Raw genomic sequence first — 21,584 nt, forward strand, 5'->3', positions numbered from 1 at the left:
CCTTCTCACTCTCGCCCGGCATGGTTAATGCGCCAGGCAATATCTCGCATAACGTCTCGCGCTGACTGGCTAATTCCACCCAACTGGAAGAAGCCGTGTATTACACCCCACCATCGTTGAGCGGTACACTTCACGCCTTGCTCCGTGAGGCGCTGATAAAGCGCCTCGCCTTCGTCGCGTAACGGATCATATTCCGCGGTAACAATATGGACCTTCGGCAGACCGCTAAAGTCGTTGCGCCACAGTGGGCTGACTTCAGGATGTTGACGGTCGGCTCCAGCCAGATACATTTCATAGCCGCTCAAAAGGGTATCGCGAGTAATCACGTAATCCATGCCATTGAGGGTATAGCTTTCAAAACTGGCCGTAGCGTCGAGCATGGGGTAGATAAGAATGAGCTGCGCGGGATCCCAGAGACCTTTGGCCTTAAGCCGCAATGACGTTACCAGCGCAAGATGACCTCCCGCGCTGTCTCCACAAAGTGTAATCCGGTTTTTATCCACACCTAATTGTTCTGCATTTTGCCAGACAAGATCTGCCGCTCTCTCTGCATCGTCATGCGCAGCGGGGAAAGTATGCTCGGGTGCGAGTCTGTACTGAACCGCAATGACCCGGCAGTTACCGTAAAACGCCAGTTGGCGAAGCTGATTATCATGGGTTTCAAACCCACCGCTGACAAAACAACCGCCATGATAGTAGAGGGCACAAGATAACGTTTCAGGGGCATTGAAAGGCGAAAATACCCGAAAGGTCATATCCTCAAGAACAAGCGTTTCAACCTGGACACGCGTTTCTGTTTCCCCGGCTAGCGCTGTGCTGGCGACATATCCGCTTCTCCGGTCATCAATACTCTGCTTTCGCGAGGAAGGTCGTCCTGTGGCAATAAACTCCTGTACCAGCTTATCAATACCCTTTTCCAGTGCCATGATTACGTCCTTTTACTGTGTTTTTATACAGTTTATGGCCTGGTTTACAGCAGATGAAAACAGAGAAATGTTGAGAGGTGCATATTGTGGAAAGCGGCTCGCAAAATCGATCATTCCCTAAAAAACGTCCTTTCACCCTAAATTGATAAAGAGTATTTTGCCTGAAAATTAACCAAAGATGATATACTAAGGTGATATATGAGCGTTTTGGCGGAACTTGATATGGGCAGAATACTTATCGATTTGTCTGATGACGTGATTCAACGTTTGGATAATCTCAAGCAATTGCGAAATCAACCACGTGCTGAACTGCTTCGGGAAGCGATAGAGCTGTATCTCGACCAGCAGAGTTCTTCTGTTATCCGAAATGCGCTTGGTCTGTGGGGAGACAGAAAAGAGGACGGGCTTGAGTATGAACGCAAGCTGCGTGAGGAGTGGTAATCATGGAGCACATGGCAGTGTTTGATACCAATATTCTCATTGATCTCTTCAACAACCGTATTGAAGCTGCGGATGCGATTGAGCATACCGCGTCGCATCGTGCCATCAGCTTAATTACCTGGATGGAAGTAATGGTGAGCGCTCGCAGGCATGGTCATGAAGCGAAAACGGCAGCCGTTATGGGCGCTTTTGAAATTATTGATGTGTCTCGGGATATTGCGGAAAGAAGCGTTTTACTACGTGAGAAGCATGGAATGAAACTGCCTGATGCTATCATTCTGGCCACAGCGCAGAGCAGAAAATGTCCGTTGATTTCTCGCAACACGAAAGATTTTGCGGGTATTGACGAGGTCCTTACGCCTTACCAGGTGTAGGCCGGGCAAGCTCGCGCCGCCCGGCACTCTCACAGGAGATTACTCCCCTTCACCCGGGAACAGGAACGGGTTGATCGAGCTGCGGGCAAAGCCCTCCTGCTCCATCTTCGCGTCCAGAATCAGCGAGGCGAGATCGTCGGCCACGGCTTCGACTTTCGGGTCTTTTTCCTGATACAGAATCTTCAGGTAGGTCCCGCAGTCGCCGCAGCTCTCCGCTTTCACCGCCGCGTCTTCATTTTCCAGCGACCAGTAGTTCAGATCGCGGGTCTGTTCGCAGTTGCTGCACTTGATGCGCACCACGTGCCACTCGGTTTCACACAGGTTGCAGTGCAGGTAGCGCAGCCCCTGAGTGGTGCCGATTTGCACCATGCTGGAGACCGGCATTGAACCACACACCGGGCAGAACTGGCGCGCTTCGCCGTATTCGGCGCGGGCTTTACCTGGAATCAGGCTCGCCATTTGCGCCCAGTAGAGCGACAGCGCAGCCCAGATGAACGGCGCTTTATCGCTGCTCACCAGTGAGAAGTCGGAAGCAAACAGCGCGCTCGCCATCTCTTCCAGCTCCTGATCGGAGGCTTTTTCCAGGTTCTCAATGACTGCCAGCGCCGTGCCGCTCATCTCGGGCTTCAGCTCGGCGATCAGGGAATGCAGCAGCTTATGCCAGTGCTTGTCGCGCGGCAGGACGTGAATATCCAGCGGCGGTTTGCCCTGCTCGTTGGCTTCTTTGATGCGTGCGGTCAGGTCCATTTGCAGCGGATGGTCGTACAGCACCACTTCCTGCGCATGGGCGACCAGCGCGGCAAAACGCAGAAAATCGCCCAGCGGGTTGTTCTCTGCTAGCTCGCGCAGACGCTCTGCGCGGCGGTTGTAGAGGTTCTTGAGTCTGGGGAATAACAACGGCGGAATATACTCCGCCGTACGTTTCTCGCTCGACCCCAGCTCATCTTGCGGGATTATGCGAATACTCATTCAGATGACTTTTCCTGTTTCTGGCGGACTTCTCGGTACCAGCGCGGGTGATGTTTCTTCGCCCACGTTTTGGTGACCCAGCCTTCCACCATCGCGGTAATGGTGCCTTTCACCCAGAGGGCGGCGTAAATATGCACCATGATAACCACAATTAACGCCACTGCGGCAAATGAATGCAGCATCAGCGCGAATCGGATCACCGGGATTGAGAAAGCAGGCGCAAAGTACGGACGCCAGATGATCACGCCGCTCACCAGCAACAGGACCAGGAAGATAATCGCCGCCCAGAATACGCATTTCTGGCCGAAGTTATAACGCCCGGTATCACCCACTTCCTCGTTGACGACGATCTTACGAATATTCTTCACCCAAAAGATATCATCCCGATTGATTAGGTTATGGTGCCAGTAGCGGAAAAACATGATGATGAACGAGGCAAACATCACCACACCCACGAACGGGTGAAGGATGCGCGCCAGCTGCGGCGTGCCCAGTATCTGCATCAGCCAGTTGAAGGACGGGAAGAAGAACCCCAGCCCGCTTATCGCCGCCAGCATGAAGCAGAAGGCGGTGACCCAGTGGTTGATGCGTTCCGGCGCGGTGTAGCGCACGATGGTGTCACGTTTTCTCATTTGCGCACCTCGTCTTTCTCTTCATGCAGGTTGTCGTCTTCCTCTTCCGCACGGTTCGGACCAACGCCGACGTAGTGGAAGATGCTCGCTGCGAAGGTGGCCGCAAAACCGACCGCGGCCAGCGGTTTCCAGATACCTTTCCAGAACTTCACGGTCGCGCTGATTTCCGGGTTCTCCGGCAGGCCGTGATACAGGTTCGGCTTGTCGGCGTGGTGCAGCACGTACATCACGTGCGTACCGCCAACCCCGGCCGGATCGTACAGGCCTGCGTTATCGTAACCACGGGTTTTCAGCTCGCCCACGCGCTCTGCCGCCAGCGTTTTCATATCCTCTTTGGAGCCAAAGTGGATAGCGCCAGTTGGACAGGTCTTCACGCACGCTGGCTCCTGGCCGACATTTACGCGGTCAACGCACAGCGTACATTTGTAGACGCGGTTGTCTTCCGGGTTCAGGCGCGGCACGTCAAACGGACAACCCGCGATGCAATAGCCGCAGCCAATACACTGCTCGGACTGGAAGTCGACGATGCCGTTGGCATACTGAATGATAGCCCCTTCTGACGGACACGCCTTCAGGCAGCCCGGATCCGCACAGTGCATACAGCCATCTTTGCGGATAAGCCATTCCAGTTTGTCGTTCTGCTCCACTTCCGAGAAACGCATTACCGTCCAGGACTTGGCGGTCAGGTCCGCCGGGTTGTCGTACACCCCGACGTTGTGACCCACTTCGTCACGGATGTCGTTCCACTCTGAACAGGCCACCTGACAGGCTTTACAGCCGATACAGGTGGTCACGTCGATAAGCTTCGCCACTTCCTGCTGGTGGTCCCGCGCCTGAGGCGCGGGCGTGAAACCGTTAGTCGCGGAACGACGGATAATGTCTTGAGATTGATAAGCCATAAGTCGTCTCCGTTACACCTTTTCCACGTTCACGAGGAAGGCCTTAAACTCCGGCGTCTGCGTGTTCGCATCACCGACGAACGGCGTCAGGGTGTTCGCAATGAACCCTTTCTTCGCCACGCCCTCATAACCCCAGTGAATTGGGATGCCGATGGTATCCACCTGCTGACCGTGAACGTTCAGCGTGCGAATACGCTTGGTCACCACCGCCTTGGCTTTGATGTAGCCGCGGTTAGAGGAGACCTTCACGGTATCGCCATGGGCAATGCCGAGTTTGTTCGCCAGCTTCTCGCCGATCTCCACAAACTGCTCCGGCTGCGCGATGGCATTCAGCAACGCGTGCTTGGTCCAGTAGTGGAAGTGCTCGGTCAGACGGTAAGTGGTGCCGACATACGGGAACTTGTCCTTTTTACCCAGCGCTTCAAAATCGCCCTTGAAGATGCGGGCTGCCGGGTTAGAGACCACGTTCGGGTGCAGCGGGTTGGTACCCAGCGGCGTCTCAAACGGCTCGTAGTGTTCTGGGAACGGACCTTCCGCCATCTTATCGATAGCAAACAGGCGCCCCATCCCTTCAGGCTGCATGATAAACGGCCCGACATCGCTGCCTGGTGCGGCAGTGCTGTAGTCCGGAATATCCACGCCGCCCCATTTCGCGCCGTCCCACTTCAGCAGCTGACGCTTCGGATCCCACGGGTTGCCCTGCGGGTCAGCTGAGGCGCGGTTATAGAGGATGCGGCGGTTAAGCGGCCATGCCCATGCCCAGCCCAGCGTATTGCCGAGGCCCGACGGGTCGGCGTTATCGCGGTTGGCCATCTGGTTGCCTTTCGGCGTCCAGCTACCGGCAAAGATCCAGCAGCCGCTGGAGGTCGTACCGTCATCGCGCAGGTGCGCAAAGGTGCTGAGCTGATCGCCTTTCTTCGCCAGCACCGCACCGGTCGCCGGGTCGATAACGTCCGCCAGCGCCTTACCGTTGCTCTCCATCGCCACTTCTTCCGGAGACGGATTCTCTGGCGTCGAGTAGTTCCAGGTCATGTTCAGCACCGGCTCAGGCGTTGCGCCGCCTTCAGCCGCGTACATTTTACGCAGACGTAAGAAGATACCGGCCAGGATCTCGCCGTCGTTCAAGGCGATGCCCGGGGCATCCGCGCCTTTCCAGTGCCACTGCAACCAGCGGCCGGAGTTGACGATAGACCCGTTCTCTTCCGCGAAGCAGGTAGACGGCAGACGGAACACTTCGGTCTGAATCTTCGACGGATCGACATCGTTCGACTCACCGTGGTTCTGCCAGAACGTCGACGTTTCGGTATTGAGCGGGTCAATCGTCACCAGGAACTTCAGCTTCGACAGAGACTCGACAACCTTGTTCTTGTTCGGGAACGACGCCACCGGGTTAAAGCCCTGGCAGATATAGCCGTTGACCTGGCCCTGGTGCATCATTTCGAAGTACTGAAGTACGTCGTAACCTTTGTCCCACTTCGGCAGCCAGTCAAAGCCCCAGCTGTTTTCCGCCGTCGCCTTGTCGCCGTAGAAGGCTTTCATCAGCGAGACGAAGAACTTCGGATAGTTGCCCCAGTAGTTCACCTGGCCTTCGAGCAGCGGTTTTGGCGTGCTGGCCGTCAGGTAGGTTTGCAGGTCGGTCTGTTTCTCGCTCGGCAGGTTCATGTAACCCGTCAGGCTCTGAGACAGCAGGCCGAGGTCGGTCAGACCCTGAATGTTGGAGTGACCGCGCAGGGCGTTCACGCCGCCGCCTGCCATCCCCATGTTGCCGAGGAGCAGCTGAACCATCGCCATGGTGCGGATGTTCTGCGCGCCGATGGAGTGCTGCGTCCAGCCGAGCGCATACAGGAACGACGCGGTTTTATCTTTCGCGCTGGTTTCCGCTATCAGCTCGCACACCTTCAGGAAGTCCGCCTTCGGCGTCCCACAGATGTTTTCGACAACCTCCGGCGTATAGCGGGACACGTGCTCTTTCAGCAGGTTCCACACGCAGCGCGGGTGTTGCAGGGTGGTGTCGCGCTTCGCAAAGCCGTTTTCGTCCAGCTCGTAGTTCCAGCTGGTTTTGTCATATTTGCGTTTTTCGGCGTCATAACCGCTGAACAGGCCATCTTCGAAGTGGTAATCCTCACGCACGATCAGGCTGGCGTTGGTATAAGCTTCGGTGTACTCGCGGTTATATTTTTCGTTGGTCATCAGGTACAGCAATACGCCTGACAGGAAAGTGATGTCAGTACCTGAACGAATTGGGGTGTAGAAATCCGCCACTGACGCTGTACGCGTAAAGCGGGGATCGATCACAATCAGCTTCGCGCCGTTGTGGATTTTGGCTTCCATCGCCCAGCGGAACCCGACAGGGTGCGCTTCAGCGGCGTTACCGCCCATCACCACAATGAGGTTGGCGTTTTTGATGTCGACCCAGTGGTTGGTCATCGCACCGCGACCAAATGTTGGAGCAAGACTTGCTACCGTTGGTCCGTGTCAGACACGCGCCTGGTTGTCGACCGCGAGCATACCGAGTGCGCGCGTAAATTTCTGGGTTAAATAGCCGGTTTCGTTACTCGACGCTGAAGCACACAGCATGCCGGTGGAGAGCCAGCGGTTAACGGTGGTGCCTTCGGCATTCTTCGCGATAAAGTTGGCATCGCGGTCTTCTTTCATCAGCTTAGCGATGCGATCGAACGCTTCCTCCCAGCTGATTTGCTGCCATTTGTCAGAGCCGGGAGCGCGATACTCAGGAAACTTCAGGCGGCTTTCGGAGTGGATAAAATCTACCAGACCGGCCCCTTTCGGACACAGCGCACCACGGTTGACCGGGTGATCCGGATCGCCTTCGATGTGGAAAATGGATGCTTTGGCGTTTTTCGCACCGTCGCCGAGGCTATACATTAACAGCCCACAGCCGACGGAGCAGTACGTACAGGTGTTACGGGTTTCGCGGGTGCGCAGCAGTTTATACTGCCGTGTTTCCGCCAGCGCTACACCGGGCGCAAAGCCCAGTGCCGCCGCCGTGGTGCCTGCCATACCGCCAGCGCAGATCTTAAAGAACTGCCTTCTGCTGACCTGCATGGGTCACTCCTTGGTTCATTACGACATTGCTATGTAGTTTTACTTTGCGGTTGAGAATTAACCGCAAAGGAGAAAAATTTGCATTAATCCCTCATTTCTCCGAGGGATAAGCCCAGAATACCACAATGTCGGTACGCCTGTTCTAACGGGGTTAAAACAAAGTGAACGTATTATCACGGCATTGATTATAAAATGTGATATCAATCACATTTTATCCTGTGCATGTTAAAGAGGTGTAGCAGCTGATCGGTTGCACCCCTCCGTATTGAGTAGGAGAATGGTTGCTGAAAAGTTGATCCATACTATGCGTAAGGCCTGCCGTTTGTGTTGCAATAGCAGGCTCACTTCCGTGGTTGTTCAGGAATACCGTTGTGTCTAAACAAAACCGTGCTGCCCACGTGTCGCCACTGCCTGCGGGCATTGTGAAACTGTCGGTACACAGACCGCCTCACATTTCACATGCCACGCCGGATTTTCTGGCGGAAGAGGTCCCCGTTGCCCTGGTTTACAACGGGATTTCGCATGTGGTGATGATGGCTTCGCCGAAAGATCTGGAACTGTTCGCCATAGGTTTTTCCCTCTCGGAAGGCATCATTGCGCATCCGCAGGAGATCTACGGTATGGATGTGGTTCAGGCCTGTAATGGTCTTGAAGTACAAATCGAACTCTCCAGTCGTCGCTTTATGGGGCTGAAAGAGCGCCGCCGGGCGCTGGCCGGACGTACCGGCTGCGGCGTGTGCGGCGTTGAACAGCTTAACGATATCGGTAAGCCCGTCGCGCCGCTGCCGTTTACCCAGACCTTCAACCTCGGTAACCTCGACAAAGCCCTGGAGCACCTCAATGATGTCCAGCCCATAGGTCAGCTGAGCGGCTGTACACATGCTGCGGCGTGGGTGCTCCCGTCGGGCGAGATCGTCGGAGGTCATGAAGATGTGGGCCGCCATGTGGCGCTGGATAAGCTGCTGGGCCGTCGCGCGCGTGAAGATGCCGTCTGGCAGCAAGGGGCCGCGCTCGTTTCCAGCCGCGCCAGCTATGAAATGGTGCAGAAAGCGGCCATGTGCGGCGTGGAGATCCTGTTTGCGGTGTCGGCTGCGACAACGCTGGCGGTCGAAGTGGCAGAGCGCTGCAACCTGACGCTGGTGGGGTTCTGCAAGCCGGGCAGGGCGACAATTTACACCCATCCGCAGCGATTAATTGTTAATCAGTAATTTTGAATGAGTATAGCAAAACCTTCCGCTTTTAGTTGTTCATGATGAGGGCTAGTATTTATCTCATCAAGGCACGGTGCCTTATCTAAACAACTTAACGAAAAGGTTTATCTCATGAAAAGCATCAAAACTTTTGTCGCTGTAATCGCTCTGGCTGCTTCTTTCGGTTCTTTCGCTGCGCAGACTGTGACTGCATCCGCCTCTACCCTCGATGGCGCAGAAGCCAAAATCGCCGCACAGGCTCAGGAAGCGGGCGCGTCATCCTACAAAATTACCCAGGCATTCACCGGTAACCGCGTACACATGACCGCTGAACTGAACAAATAAGTCATATAGCCGCTGTCCCTTGCTCTTCGGAGCAGGGACAGGTTTCATTCTGCTCCCCTGTTTTAACCCGCCTTCCTGTACAAACCGCCTGTATTTTCAACCTGACAGAAGATAGCCATATCCTCCGGGATATTTCTTATTGGTTGAATAATAACTATAATGTGCCGTCCGGTTGAGTTACCCTTACTTAAAAATCAGCAATCTCATACATGATCTAAATACAAGGTCTGACCAGTTCTTTTAATTCATTTCAATAATGTATGATTTCATGTCTTTCAGACTGTATTTCGGGGTTTATTATATAAATAATCAATAATTGATCCCAAATAATAAGGAAATCCTCAGGCTTTAATCCTAAAGAGATTCGGAGTCATTGACCCCGGTTATTCATGATGATAGTTTCAAAAACAATATTAAATCTTTACCCCTAAAACCAAATATTTCTCTTTTGGTTTATTTTGTATTTAACTCATATAAGGAAATTAAATGAACGCGATGTTTAAAAAAGGAGTGCTGGCATCTGTACTGGCAGTAGCGGCGTCTTCAGCAATGGCGGCTTCCAGTGTTGATATTCAGGTTACGGGGAAAATTGTTCCGTCTTCCTGTACACCGGCATTTATTAGCGGTGGCGGTATTGCTGATTTTGGTACCATGAAGGTGGCTAGTCTGAATTCCACCACCCCAACCCCTCTGGCGGATGTTAAAATTATCCCTATTTCTATTACCTGTGAAGAAGCGACCCGCGTTGGCGTGACCTTTAACGATTCGCATGTGGATTCTGCGCCTACGGAGAATATGCCGGTGAACTTTATTGATTCGGATTTCATTACCAGTGCGGGTTTTACGGCTGGCCTGGGGATGTATGGCGATAAGAAGATTGGCGCTTATTCAATGGGTATCCAAAAGACCGACGGGGCGACGACTAACGGAGACGGTGTAAACCTTTATCCAATCTTCACCAGCGATAACGGCGCATCATGGGGAGTTAAAAGCGGGTTTCGCTACTTACAGGTGAAACCTGATAAGAGTGAGATTTATTCCTTCACAGATCAAGCGACCGGTACAGTGGCACCTGTTGCACAAACTAAAATTAACTTCAACGTGGGCATTGCCGCGATGATTAACCCAACCAACGATTTAAATATCACGGATGAAGCCACCCTGGACGGCTTAACCAACGTTGAGCTGGTTTATCTGTAATCACCCCCACGTATCATGAAATACCTGACACCTCACTTCGGTGGGGTGTCCTATACCAATATTAATGGACTAATATTATGCTGCTTTTAAAGAGAACGCTGATCTGTGCCTGCCTGCTGGCCTCATTCAACGGTATGGCTGCCGGGATGGTGCCGGATACCTCGCTGCTTATTGTCAATGAAGACAAGCAGGGGGCCAGCATGGATGTTAAAAACACCGATGCTGAAGCACAGCTGCTGTACACCAAAATTATTGATCTCCCGGACGACCCCAAACCGGGTCTGATTGCCACGCAGCCGGTTGTGCGCGTAGATGCGGGTAAAACCCAGCGCGTGCGTTTTGTGCTGAAAAACAGTAATGAGCCGCTGAAGGTGGAACATTTTAAGCGTGTCATTTTTACCGCTATCCCTCAGCGTGAAAAAAATAAAGTTAAAGTGGTGTTTAGCCAGAACCTTCCCGTCATTATTCACCCGGCTGGCCTGGCGGTAAATATTGAACCCTGGAAGGCACTCACCTGGCAGATAAAAAATGGCAATGTCACGGTTGAGAATAATACGCCTTATGTCGTCCGACTGGAGCAAAAGGTGAAATTAATGGCCTCGGGTACGATCGCGACATTAGCTAAGACTTACATTCTTCCTGGCGAAAAAATGACGGCCAGCGCCCCAGCCAAAATATCAGCATCCGAAAAACAAATCGAAATCTATCCGGCAACGCGTTATGGCTATAAGGCAGGGAAATATATCGCCGACCTTCAGCAATAAAATCACTTAACAAACATGGAGTAGTTATGTTAAACGGTTCCTGTAAAAAGGGAATGCTCGTGTTTTGCCTTAGCGTGCTGGGATTTAATATTCGGGCTGAGATTTCCTCTAATGCGAATGAATCTCTGGAACTGGCGCGAGCCATATTTGACAGCGATGCTTTAAAAAATAACGGGCTTGATCCGGCCATTGCGGATTACTATTCCCTCACTCCCCGTTTTACCCCTGGCTACCATAATGTGACGGTTAATATTAATGGTAAGCAGCGCAATATTATGCCCGTGAAATTTGATGAGGAAGGAACGCCCTGTATTGATAAAGCGTTTCTGGAAAACGCGGGCCTGATTAAACAGACGAAAAGAGGCACCTGCCCGAAGATTTATCACTACTGGTCCGGATCAACGATTCAGACTTCGCCGGATATTGATGAAATATCGGTTGTTGTACCGCCTGAAGCGATCGACCCTGATTATGACCGACAGTTCGCCGAGGTGCGTGGCGGACGTGCAGCCATGCTGAATTACTCCATGTTTGGCACCCATAATCACTATGATGATGAGAACGCTGACCGTTTCCAGTCGACCTTTGAAATGGGCTTTAATGCCGGAGACTGGATTGTGCGCAGCACGCAGTTCATTAGCGACGGCAGCGATCAGGATTTTGATGTCGACTCCCTCTACACCTATGCCCAGCGTACCTTTACCGATTATGGCGTGATGGTGCAGGGTGGCCAGATTAACATCGCCAACAGCCGCTTCAGTATTCCGGGAATTTACGGGGTCCAGATGATGCCGGATACCGCACTCACTCCTCAGGTGGGGACGGGCGTCGAAGTCAGCGGTATTGCCCGTAATCCGCAGGCGCGCGTCGATATCCGCCAGGGCGGACAGCTTATTTACTCAACGCTGGTTCCTGCCGGTCCGTTCAACCTGGATGACGTGCCGCTGGCGAACCTCAACACCGACCTGAACGTAACGGTCACCGAGACTGACGGCAGCGAAAACCGATTCACTGTCTCGGCAAGTACGTTCCGCAGCAATCATATAGGCCGTGCCCCGGGCTTTACGCTGGCTATGGGCCGCGTTGAAGACATGGACTCACGCTTTGAAAATCCGTGGGTGGTGTCCGCCAACGACGGCTGGTCTGTCAATAAGCGTGTCAATTTCCTGGCCGGTATGGTGATGGCGGATAACCACTATTATGGCTTCTCCGGCAACCTCGATACCATACCGATGCAGAACCTGTATGCCTCGTTGGGTTTTCTGGCGTCAATAGACAACCAGACGCAAACCGACGGCAACAAAACGACGCTGGATCTGGGTTACTCCCTGCCGTGGGGCATTGGGCTTTCGCTGGGCGGTAGCTATGGCACACCGGACTATCGCGAGATGGCGGAACTTTACGGCGACGATGACGATATGTCGCAAACCAAATACGACACCAGCGTCGGTATCAACTGGTCGAGTACCACGCTGGGCCGCTTTTCCCTCAGCTATTATCGCAACGAGAGCTGGAACAGCGACTATGACAGTCGCCGGTTTATCTCGTCGTGGTCACAGACTTTTAAATACTTCAACGTGAGCGTGAACTGGGAGTCGGATGTCAGCCGGCACGACAGCAGCGACAACGATCAGTTTTACGTAAACGTGTCGATCCCGCTGGGACGCTCAGGCGTGACAACCAGCTCCTGGTATCGCGAGAGCGAAGGTAAGCGTTCTTACGGCACGCGGGCAATGGGCTCGCTCAACGCTGAGAACCAGTACACGGTGGGGGTCACTCAGGACCAGGAAGAGAACACCACCAGCTGGGACAGCTCGCTGAACAGTAATCTGCATTACACCAACCTGGCGCTGGCGGCAGGAGGAGATAACGACAGCAATACCAACTACTCAGCAGCATTAAGCGGCGGGATTGTCGCCCACAGCGACGGGGTGACCTTCTCGCCTTACCGCGTGACCGATACGTACGCCATTGCCAGACTGGATAAACCGGTGGCTGGTATCGAGATAGGTACCCCGCGCGGCGCGGTATGGACCGATAAATGGGGCCAGGCGATTATTCCTGCGCTGTCGCCGTTCCGTGAAAGCACGATTGAGATCAACACGGAAAGCCTGCCAGGCAATCTGGACGTAAGAAATGGCAGAACAGCGATCAAAGCGTCTCACGGCGCTGTGGCGAAGTGGGAGTTTGCGACGTTAAGCCAGCGCCGCGTGCTGCTCAGTATACGCCGTGCGGACGGTACGCCGCTGCCGGAAGGTGTCTCGATTGTGGACGCGGCAGGGGAGTATGTGACGAGTGCGCCAGAAGACGGCGTGATCTTCCTGAACGATATCTCTGCCAGCCAGCAGCTGTATGCGAAGCTGGATGAAGGGCGTTGCAGGCTGACGTACACCCTGCCGGAGGCAGAACCGAATAAATTCTATGAAGAGGTGACAGGGAAATGTCTCTGAATAACGTTCGTCAATACGCGCTGATGCTTATGCTGCTCTGCGGCGCAGCGGGACTTTCGGGAATGGCGCAGGCTGATGACGGCGCCTGTGAAATGATGTCGGCGGTGAAGAAAGTCGATTACGGGCGCTACCGTAAAGAGGATATGCGGCAAACGTCCGCTGAACATATTGGCAAAGTGTACAACGGTTATGCTTCTGTGATGCGTGAAGTTCAGGTTTCGGTGCTGTGTCCGGATGTGCGCAAAATGCGCATCTCCGTAGACGGGATTGCCCGACAGAACCTGGCGTATCGTTTTACGGACAGCGGCGCGATGAAAATCGAATTCAAAGATGGGCGGGTGGACGGGAACCCCGTGCAGCTGGCCGCGGTCGATATTGGCGCGGTAGCCGTTCAGGGAGGCGCTTCTCAGGTGACGCTAAAGCCGGAAAAAGCGCTGGCTGCCGTAAACGGTACAGAAGTGGCGGGCGAGCAGTTTGTCGCCACCATGATGATCACGACCTATCTCTCTGACAAGGCGTTTAGCGTTACTAACACAACGGATTTTGAAGAAACGCTGACGCTTAACGTCGATACGCTTCCTGCGCATTAACCCCTCAGATGCCCGGCAGCGCTGTTCTGTCGGGCATTTTTCTTAGTGGATCCCCGCCAGACGCAGCAGCGCCGTCACCACCGCCGCCGCGACGATCACCACAATTAACGGCATTTTGCGCCAGGCCAGAAACACCGCGAACCCCACCCCCAGTACGCGCGCCATCCCGGCAAAATGGTCCCCTTCATAAAACGTTGTTGCCAGCGCGACGGAGAACAACAAAACGGTTGCCGCGTCTGAAAGCAGCGCCTGCGACCGTTCAGAAAGCGCCAGCCGGCTACCGAGTTTCGCCCCGCCGAGACGCATCAGATAGGTTCCGGCAGAAAGAATGGCGATGCCGAGAATAAAGACCGTCATGTTTTCCATTATTTTTTCCTCGCAGCAAGGCCGAGCAAAGAGAGCAGCACCGGCAGGCCAACCGGCGCAAACGGTACGGCGGCCAGCGACAACACTGCGCCGCTACAGGCGCGGATCAGCGTGGTACGGTTTTTAAATGCCGGCACCACTAACGCCAGCAGGATTGCCGGGAACACCGCGTCCAGCCCGATGGTTTCCGGGTCCGGCAGCAGCTTGCCGACCATCGCGCCCAGCACCGCCCCCAGCGGCCAGATGATTGCCACGCCCAGGCCGCACAGCCAGTAGGCCGCTTTACGCTGCTCGGCGGTTTTTTGCGACAGGCCGAACACCACACTTTCATCATTCATGATATGACAGCCCAGAAAGCTCAGGCCGCGCTTGCCCACCAGTTCACGCACCGTAACGCCGAACGGCACATGGCGCGCGTTAACCAGTAAACCGGCCGCTGCCGCTGCCAGCGGATTGCCGCCGCTCGCCACGATGCCGATAAACATAAACTCGGATGCGCCTGCCAGCACCGTGAGGGAGAGGACAAACGGCACCCACAGCGGGAAACCGTAGGCCATCGCCAGTGAGCCATAAGACATGCCGACCACGCCCACCGCGAGGCAGACCAGGACGATCGCTTTTATCGTGTCGCCTTTCAGGCAAGAGAGGTGATTCTTCATACCATTTTAGCCATATCGAACGTATTTCCATTATAATGAACGCATCAGAAACGTTTTACAAGACGAACGATTCGTTCGTTATAGAGAGAAAGAGGCCGTTATTATGACGCAGCCAATCAGCGTGATCGCCAAAAGTCTGGTGCGAGAGCGCCTGCGAACCGGGCTCTCACTGGCGGAAATTGCCCGCCGTGCCGGGATCGCCAAATCCACGCTTTCTCAACTGGAGTCTGGCAACGGCAATCCTAGCCTGGAAACGCTGTGGTCGCTTTGCGTGGCGCTGGATATTCCGTTTGCCCGGTTACTGGAGCCGCAGCAACCCGTCACGCAGGTGATCCGCCGCGGCGAGGGCACAAAAGTCGTCGCCGGGCAGGCGAACTACGAGGCGATTTTGCTCGCGGCGTGTCCGCCTGGCGCGCGTCGTGATATCTATCTGCTGCTGACTCAGCCGGGGGCAGACCGTATTTCCCAGCCCCATCCACCTGGTTCGGTTGAGCATATTATCGTGACCCAGGGGCGGGCGATGGTCGGTCTGATCGACGCGGCGGAAGAGCTCGGCCCGGGAGATTACATTTGCTACCCCGCTGACCAGCCGCATATCTTTAAGGCGCTGGAGCCAGATACGCACGCGCTGCTGGTGGCGGAACAAAACTAACAAAGATACGGAAAATCATGTCGCTCAAAGCCATTGCCAAAGAACTGGGGCTGTCTGTTACCACCGTCAGCCGCGCCCTCAACGGGTATGACGACGTTTCTGCTGAGACGCGCGCCCGCGTGGAAGCGGAGGCCCAGCGCCGTGGCTACCGACCAAATACCTTTGCCCGTCGCCTGAAGATGGGCAAAATCGACGCCGTCGGGCTGGTGTTTCCGGTGCATCCTGTTCCGCTCAATAACAGCGTTTTTATGGACATGGTCGGCGAAATTAGCCACGAACTGGCGCGACATGAGATTGACCTGCTGCTCATCGCTGACGACGATCTGGCGGACAAACACAGCTATATGCGCATGGTGCAGAGCCGACGCGTGGATGCGCTGATTGTGGCGCATACGCTGGATCACGATCCGCGTCTTGAGCAGCTACAGGCCGCCGGGTTCCCGTTCCTGGCGCTCGGCCGCAGCCAGCTCCCGCAGCCGTACGCGTGGTTCGATTTCGACAACTATGCCGGCACATATCAGGCCACCCGCTGGCTGATCGAGAAAGGCCATCAGCGCATTGCGCTGCTGGGCGAAAGCAACAACCAGGCATTCATCACCCAGCGCCGCCAGGGCTACCTGGACGCGCTGCGGGAAGCCGGACTTTCCAGCGAATGGCTGCGCGCCATGCCCCCTTCGCGTCGCGTGGGGTATGCCACCACGCAAGAACTTCTCTCCCTGCCGCAGCCGCCCACGGCCATCATTACTGACTGCAACACCCACGGCGACGGCGCAGCGATGGCCCTGGCGCAGATGGGGCGCTTAACCGGTGAAAATGCCGTTTCGCTGGTGGTCTATGACGGCTTACCGCAGGACAGCATTGTCGATATCGACGTCGCGGCGGTGATCCAGTCTACCCGTCAGGGCGTCGGGAAACAGATTGCCGATATGGTGCGCCAGCTGATTAACGGCGACGACATCGACACCCTTCAGGTGCTCTGGCAGCCGGAATTTTCCCCAGGCCAGACGGCCTGATTACACCAAAAATTCAAAACCCGATCACAGATCCGAAACGTTTTGGTTTGTATCCGAAACGTTTCGGATCAACACTCAGGACATCCCGATGACAGGAGATGTCCGATGCAAGATGCCATTTTTCGACTTGAAAGCAATACGGTTGACGTGGTGCTAAAAACCCACCCGTTCGCCGAAATTCTCTACTGGGGGCCGCACCTTCAGCACTTTACGCCGCAGGATGTGCTGAGTATTGCGCGCCCGGTTGCTAATGGCAGGCTGGACGTCGACTCCCCCGTCACGCTGATGGCAGAGCTGGGGCATGGGCTGTTTGGCTCGCCGGGCATCGAGGGGCACCGCCAGGGGCTGGACGGATCGCCGGTATTTAAAACCACGCAGGTGCAGCAGGCGTTAAACGCCCTGACAATCACTGCTGAAGACGAGCATGCAGGCCTGCGCCTGACCAGTGAAATAACGCTGGATGCCAGCGGCGTACTGGTGGTGCGTCATGGGTTAACCAACCTGAAAATGCAGGCGTGGCAGGTGGATCGATTTGCCGTGACGCTGCCGGTGGCCGAACGCGCGCAGGAGGTGATGGCCTTCCACGGACGCTGGATCAGGGAGTTTCAGCCGCACCGCGTGATGCTTGAACATGACAGCTTTGTGATTGAAAACCGTCGGGGTAAAACCTCCCATGAACATTTCCCGGCGCTGATTTCAGGTACGCCGTCATTCAGTGAAATGCACGGCAACGTCTGGGGTATACATCTGGGCTGGAGTGGTAACCACCGCCTGCGCGCAGAGGCGAAAACCGATGGCCGCCGCTATATGCAGGCCGAAGCGCTCTACCTGCCGGGTGAAATGGCGATTGAAGAGGGGGAAACGCTCTGGACGCCGCGCCTGTATGCCAGTCACTCCCCGCACGGGCTGAACGGCATGAGCCAGCAGTTCCACCGCTACCTGCGCGACAATGTTATCCGCTTCCCGGAAGATAAACCGCGCCCGGTGCACCTCAACACCTGGGAGGGGATCTACTTCAACCACGATCCGGACTACATCATGCGCATGGCCGACGAGGCCGCTGCGCTGGGCGTGGAGCGCTTTATTATCGACGACGGCTGGTTTAAAGGCCGCAACGACGACCACGCCGCGCTGGGCGACTGGTATCTGGACAAGAAAAAATACCCGAACGGCCTAAAGCCGGTAATCGATCACGTTAAACAGCTCAGCATGGAGTTTGGTATCTGGGTTGAGCCGGAGATGATTAACCCCGATTCCGATCTGTATCGCGCGCACCCTGACTGGGTGCTGGCGCTGCCGGGCTACGCCCAGGCGACCGGGCGACACCAGCTGGTGCTCAATCTCAATATTCCGCAGGCCTTTGAATATCTGGTCGAACGCATGAGCTGGCTGCTGGGCGAACACGCGGTCGACTACGTGAAATGGGATATGAACCGCGAGCTGGTGCAGCCAGGGCACAAGGGCAAAGCCGCCGCCGTCGCCCAGACGCGCCAGTTTTATCGCCTGCTGGACGTGCTGGGCGAGCGCTTCCCGCACATTGAGTTTGAATCCTGCTCCTCCGGCGGCGGGCGAATCGATTATGAAGTGCTGACCCGCTGCCACCGCTTCTGGGCGTCCGACAACAACGACGCGCTGGAGCGCAACACTATCCAGCGCGGCATGAGCTACTTCTTCCCGCCGGAGGTGATGGGCGCGCATATCGGTCATCATAAATGTCACGCCACCTTCCGCCAGCACAGCATTCAGTTCCGCGGGCTAACAGCGCTGTTTGGTCACATGGGGCTGGAGCTGGATCCGCTCACCGTCGATGCGCAGGAACGTGAAGGCTATCGCCATTACGCCGCGCTGCACAAGCGGTGGCGAGAGGTCATTCATCACGGCACCCAGTGGCGCGTGGATATGCCGGACGCCACCACCCTGGCGCAGGGTATAGTGAGCGAAGATAAGACGCAGGGGCTGTTTTTGGTCAGCCAGCTCGCGATGCCGGATTACACCCTGATGATGCCGCTGCGCATGCCGGGGTTAGACGCCAGCGCGCTGTACCGCATCACGCTGCTCGATCACCCGAACATCCAGATTACGGGCGAGGGCGGGCACACCATGCGTAAGCTGCCGGCGTGGATGAACGCGCCGCAAACGGTAAGCGGTGAGTGGCTGATGCAGGCGGGTATTGCACTGCCGATTCTGGATCCGGAAACCGCCATTCTGATTGGTGTGGAACGCGTGTAAGGGTGACGGGCCGGGCAACCGGCCCTCCGTTGAGGATAAAAATAATGAACACAACAACCTGTACCCACAAAGACAACCCTAATTTCTGGATCTTCGGGCTGTTCTTCTTTCTCTACTTCTTCATCATGGCCACCTGCTTTCCGTTCCTGCCGATCTGGCTGTCGGACATCATCGGCCTGAACAAAACCCATACCGGGATTGTTTTCTCCTGCATCTCGCTGTCGGCCATTGCCTTCCAGCCGGTGCTGGGGGTCATTTCGGACAAGCTGGGGCTGAAAAAACACCTGCTTTGGATCATCTCGGTGCTGCTGTTCCTGTTCGCGCCGTTCTTCCTGTACGTCTTCGCCCCGCTGCTGAAAACCAATATCTGGCTGGGGGCGCTGAGCGGTGGGTTGTATATCGGCTTTGTCTTCTCAGCGGGGTCGGGGGCGATTGAGGCCTATATTGAGCGCGTAAGCCGCAACAGCTTTTTTGAGTACGGCAAGGCGCGTATGTTCGGCTGTCTCGGCTGGGGGCTGTGCGCCTCAACGGGCGGCATCCTGTTCGGCATCGATCCGTCGTACGTCTTCTGGATGGGGTCGGCCGCGGCGCTGTTGCTGATGCTGCTGCTGGTGGTCGCGAAACCGAAGCCTAACCAGACGGCGCAGGTGATGAACGCCCTGGGCGCGAATCAGCCGCAGATCACCGCTAAAACCGTCTTTACCCTGTTCCGCCAGCGCAGAATGTGGATGTTCATCCTGTACGTGATTGGCGTGGCCTGCGTGTATGACGTCTTCGACCAGCAGTTTGCCACCTTCTTCAAAACCTTCTTCGCCACGCCGCAGGAGGGGACCCGTGCCTTTGGTTTCGCCACCACGGCGGGGGAAATCTGTAACGCGATCATTATGTTCTGCTCGCCGTGGATCATTAACCGCATCGGCGCGAAAAACACGCTGCTGATTGCCGGGGTGATCATGGCGACGCGCATTATCGGCTCGTCGTTTGCCACCACTGCCGTGGAGGTGATTGCCCTGAAGATGCTGCACGCGCTGGAAGTCCCGTTCCTGCTGGTGGGGGCATTCAAGTACATCACCGGGGTGTTTGATACGCGCCTGTCGGCCACCATCTACCTGATTGGCTTCCAGTTTGCCAAACAGTCGGCGGCGATCTTCCTCTCCGCCTTTGCCGGAAATATGTATGACCGGGTCGGCTTCCAGGAGACGTATCTGATACTGGGCTGCTTCGTGCTGGCGATCACGGTGGTGTCGGCGTTTACGCTGAGTGGCAGGCGGGAGATTGCTGCCGCCTCGGGGGCAGCAGCGTTAACACATCAGTCCAGGTAAAACACCTCTTTCAGCGCCGAACTCACCGGGCTGTTATCCGGGTTCGACGGCATAACGTCACCCATATAGTTCCACCAGCGCTGGCAGACATCGGTGTTTGCCACCGCGTTCCAGCGCTCTTCCGATTCAATCTCCACCGTCGCAAACAGCAGGTTGCGAGCTTTGTCGAGATAGATGGCGTAGTGGTGCGCGCCGTGGGCTTTCAGCACCGCTTCCAGCTCGGGCCAGATCGGGTTGTGGCGACGTGCGTACTCCTCGTGCGCGTCCGGGTTTACCTGCATCACAAACGCTTTGCGGATCATAATGCCTCCAGGTACAGCTCGCGGACCTCATCGCGGCTGGCGGTGCGCGGGTTGCACGGCGCGCACGGGTCGGCGAGGGCTTTATCCAGCCAGCCTTCAATATCGGCTTTGGTGACGCCGAGCTGGCTAAATCCGGACGGAATGCCGACGCGAGCGCTCAGGTCGCGAATCGCCTGAATGGCCGACATGCTGGCGGCTTCGTCGCTCATGCCGCGCGTGTCAACGCCCATCGCCTGCGCCACGCGGGCGAAACGTGCGACCGCGTTCGGGCGGTTAAAGTTTTCGATGATCGGCAGCAGAATGGCGTTGCACACACCGTGCGGCAGGTTGTGCGTCGCGCCCGGCTGGTGCGCCAGGGCGTGCACCAGCCCCAGACCGGCGCTATTAAACGCCATGCCCGCCAGATACTGACCAAAGGCCATCTGCTCGCGCGCTTCCAGGTTGTGACCGTCGTCGACCGCTTTCGGCAGCCACAGGTTGATCAGGCGAATCGCTTCCAGCGCGTTGGCATCAGTCAGCGGGTGCGCGCCGACGGACACGTAGGCTTCAATCGCATGAGTCAACGCATCCATGCCGGTTGCGGCGGTCACGGAGGCGGGAATATCGAGCATCACGCTGGCATCGTCCACGGCGATATCCGGGATGATGTTCGGGTCGATAATCACCTCTTTCACCTGCCGCGCGGCGTCAATGATCACCGCGTTGCTGGTCATCTCCGCCGCCGTGCCTGCGGTGGTGTTGATCGCCACCAGCGGCACGCCCGCGTTTTTCACCTTGCCGACGCCGGAGTAATCGGTTGACGGACCAGGGTTGGCGGTGAGGATTTTGATCGCCTTGGCAGTATCAATCGGGCTGCCGCCGCCAAAGGCAATCAGGTAATCACACTCCGCATCCTGATATGCCGCATAGCCTTTTTGCACCAGCGCTTCCGTCGGATTCGGGAATACCTCATCGAACAGGTGATACGACATCTGATGGGCGTCGAGCGCGGAAAACAAACTGTCGAGCAGGCCAAGTTTCACCAGCTGGCCGTCGGTGACAATCAGCGCTTTTCCCCACTGTTTGTTTGCCACCAGATTGACCATATCGCCGATCGCGCCCGCGCCGTGCAGGCTGATTTTGGGGAGTGCCAACATAAAGCTCATGATAATTCTCCTTAATTACTGTGATTTTTATGCCCGGCGGCGCTGCGCTTGCG

At 55.9% G+C, this 21,584-nt stretch carries 21 protein-coding genes; 12 read left to right on the forward strand and 9 right to left on the reverse strand.

Going from position 1 to position 21,584, the window contains the following annotated elements:
• Positions 1-5 precede the first annotated feature (5 nt).
• The gene (locus SK50_RS01840) at positions 6-926 is read right to left on the reverse strand and encodes an alpha/beta hydrolase (protein WP_015569911.1); all 921 of its coding nucleotides are present in this window, start codon (positions 924-926) and stop codon (positions 6-8) included.
• A gap of 198 nt (positions 927-1,124) precedes the next feature.
• Here SK50_RS01840 and SK50_RS01845 point away from each other — a divergent pair, with 198 nt between their 5' ends.
• On the forward strand, positions 1,125-1,367 hold the full coding sequence (locus SK50_RS01845; RefSeq protein WP_015569912.1) for a ribbon-helix-helix domain-containing protein: 243 nt from the start codon (positions 1,125-1,127) through the stop codon (positions 1,365-1,367).
• Between the two features lie 2 nt (positions 1,368-1,369).
• Positions 1,370-1,741: a PIN domain-containing protein gene (locus SK50_RS01850; protein WP_015569913.1), complete on the forward strand. Its 372-nt coding sequence runs from the start codon at positions 1,370-1,372 to the stop codon at positions 1,739-1,741.
• A gap of 39 nt (positions 1,742-1,780) precedes the next feature.
• Here the strand turns inward: SK50_RS01850 and fdhE are convergent, their stop codons facing one another.
• The 4 genes from fdhE to fdnG are packed head-to-tail and all read right to left on the reverse strand — an operon-like array spanning position 1,781 to position 7,304.
• Positions 1,781-2,710: a formate dehydrogenase accessory protein FdhE gene (fdhE, locus tag SK50_RS01855; protein ID WP_003861956.1), complete on the reverse strand. Its 930-nt coding sequence runs from the start codon at positions 2,708-2,710 to the stop codon at positions 1,781-1,783.
• Positions 2,707-3,342, reverse strand: coding sequence for a formate dehydrogenase cytochrome b556 subunit (gene fdoI / locus SK50_RS01860; RefSeq protein ID WP_048229047.1), 636 nt, complete (start codon positions 3,340-3,342; stop codon positions 2,707-2,709). The genes fdhE and fdoI overlap by 4 nt, the downstream gene beginning before the upstream one ends.
• Positions 3,339-4,241: a formate dehydrogenase subunit beta gene (gene fdxH, locus SK50_RS01865; RefSeq protein WP_014072386.1), complete on the reverse strand. Its 903-nt coding sequence runs from the start codon at positions 4,239-4,241 to the stop codon at positions 3,339-3,341. The genes fdoI and fdxH overlap by 4 nt, the downstream gene beginning before the upstream one ends.
• A gap of 12 nt (positions 4,242-4,253) precedes the next feature.
• A complete protein-coding gene (gene fdnG / locus SK50_RS01870; RefSeq protein ID WP_085929672.1) occupies positions 4,254-7,304 on the reverse strand; it encodes a formate dehydrogenase-N subunit alpha in 3,051 nt (1,016 codons plus the stop codon).
• Between the two features lie 371 nt (positions 7,305-7,675).
• On the opposite strand from fdnG, the gene fdhD reads away from it, so the two are divergent.
• The 6 genes from fdhD to SK50_RS01905 all read left to right on the forward strand — a co-directional run bounded on the left by fdhD (position 7,676) and on the right by SK50_RS01905 (position 13,843).
• A complete protein-coding gene (gene fdhD / locus SK50_RS01880) occupies positions 7,676-8,512 on the forward strand; it encodes a formate dehydrogenase accessory sulfurtransferase FdhD (protein WP_048229049.1) in 837 nt (278 codons plus the stop codon).
• 114 nt (positions 8,513-8,626) lie between these two features.
• The gene (locus SK50_RS01885) at positions 8,627-8,839 is read left to right on the forward strand and encodes a YdgH/BhsA/McbA family protein (RefSeq protein ID WP_015569916.1); all 213 of its coding nucleotides are present in this window, start codon (positions 8,627-8,629) and stop codon (positions 8,837-8,839) included.
• A gap of 486 nt (positions 8,840-9,325) precedes the next feature.
• The gene (locus tag SK50_RS01890) at positions 9,326-10,039 is read left to right on the forward strand and encodes a DUF1120 domain-containing protein (protein ID WP_015569917.1); all 714 of its coding nucleotides are present in this window, start codon (positions 9,326-9,328) and stop codon (positions 10,037-10,039) included.
• 77 nt (positions 10,040-10,116) lie between these two features.
• On the forward strand, positions 10,117-10,803 hold the full coding sequence (locus tag SK50_RS01895) for a fimbria/pilus chaperone family protein (RefSeq protein ID WP_017382678.1): 687 nt from the start codon (positions 10,117-10,119) through the stop codon (positions 10,801-10,803).
• Positions 10,804-10,829: 26 nt separating this feature from the next.
• Positions 10,830-13,253, forward strand: a complete 2,424-nt coding sequence (locus SK50_RS01900) for a fimbrial biogenesis usher protein (protein WP_048229052.1) — start codon at positions 10,830-10,832, stop codon at positions 13,251-13,253.
• Positions 13,244-13,843, forward strand: a complete 600-nt coding sequence (locus SK50_RS01905; protein ID WP_032649890.1) for a DUF1120 domain-containing protein — start codon at positions 13,244-13,246, stop codon at positions 13,841-13,843. Before SK50_RS01900 ends, SK50_RS01905 begins: the two co-directional genes overlap by 10 nt.
• A gap of 42 nt (positions 13,844-13,885) precedes the next feature.
• Here SK50_RS01905 and SK50_RS01910 read toward each other — a convergent pair whose 3' ends face one another.
• Together SK50_RS01910 and SK50_RS01915 are read right to left on the reverse strand one after the other, a co-directional pair.
• Complete coding sequence (locus SK50_RS01910; protein ID WP_015569921.1) at positions 13,886-14,209, reverse strand: AzlD domain-containing protein; 324 nt, start codon at positions 14,207-14,209, stop codon at positions 13,886-13,888.
• On the reverse strand, positions 14,209-14,868 hold the full coding sequence (locus SK50_RS01915; protein ID WP_015569922.1) for an AzlC family ABC transporter permease: 660 nt from the start codon (positions 14,866-14,868) through the stop codon (positions 14,209-14,211). The genes SK50_RS01910 and SK50_RS01915 overlap by 1 nt, the downstream gene beginning before the upstream one ends.
• A gap of 103 nt (positions 14,869-14,971) precedes the next feature.
• On the opposite strand from SK50_RS01915, the gene SK50_RS01920 reads away from it, so the two are divergent.
• The 4 genes from SK50_RS01920 to SK50_RS01935 all read left to right on the forward strand — a co-directional run bounded on the left by SK50_RS01920 (position 14,972) and on the right by SK50_RS01935 (position 20,084).
• Complete coding sequence (locus tag SK50_RS01920) at positions 14,972-15,520, forward strand: helix-turn-helix domain-containing protein (RefSeq protein WP_003861973.1); 549 nt, start codon at positions 14,972-14,974, stop codon at positions 15,518-15,520.
• Between the two features lie 17 nt (positions 15,521-15,537).
• Positions 15,538-16,533 (forward strand): LacI family DNA-binding transcriptional regulator, encoded by a 996-nt coding sequence (locus SK50_RS01925; RefSeq protein ID WP_003861974.1) that lies wholly within the window; start codon positions 15,538-15,540, stop codon positions 16,531-16,533.
• A 105-nt stretch (positions 16,534-16,638) separates the two neighbouring features.
• On the forward strand, positions 16,639-18,762 hold the full coding sequence (locus SK50_RS01930; RefSeq protein WP_045344667.1) for an alpha-galactosidase: 2,124 nt from the start codon (positions 16,639-16,641) through the stop codon (positions 18,760-18,762).
• A 44-nt stretch (positions 18,763-18,806) separates the two neighbouring features.
• The gene (locus SK50_RS01935) at positions 18,807-20,084 is read left to right on the forward strand and encodes an MFS transporter (protein ID WP_015569924.1); all 1,278 of its coding nucleotides are present in this window, start codon (positions 18,807-18,809) and stop codon (positions 20,082-20,084) included.
• Here the strand turns inward: SK50_RS01935 and rhaM are convergent.
• Together rhaM and fucO are read right to left on the reverse strand one after the other, a co-directional pair.
• On the reverse strand, positions 20,072-20,386 hold the full coding sequence (gene rhaM, locus SK50_RS01940; RefSeq protein ID WP_045344668.1) for an L-rhamnose mutarotase: 315 nt from the start codon (positions 20,384-20,386) through the stop codon (positions 20,072-20,074). The two genes, SK50_RS01935 and rhaM, sit on opposite strands and share 13 nt — an antisense overlap.
• Entirely contained in the window at positions 20,383-21,531 is a 1,149-nt protein-coding gene (gene fucO, locus SK50_RS01945) for a lactaldehyde reductase (protein ID WP_003861980.1), read from the reverse strand. Before fucO ends, rhaM begins: the two co-directional genes overlap by 4 nt.
• Positions 21,532-21,584: the final 53 nt, after the last annotated feature.

This window comes from Enterobacter sp. BWH64, assembly GCF_001037645.1.
Lineage (GTDB): Bacteria > Pseudomonadota > Gammaproteobacteria > Enterobacterales > Enterobacteriaceae > Enterobacter > Enterobacter hormaechei_C.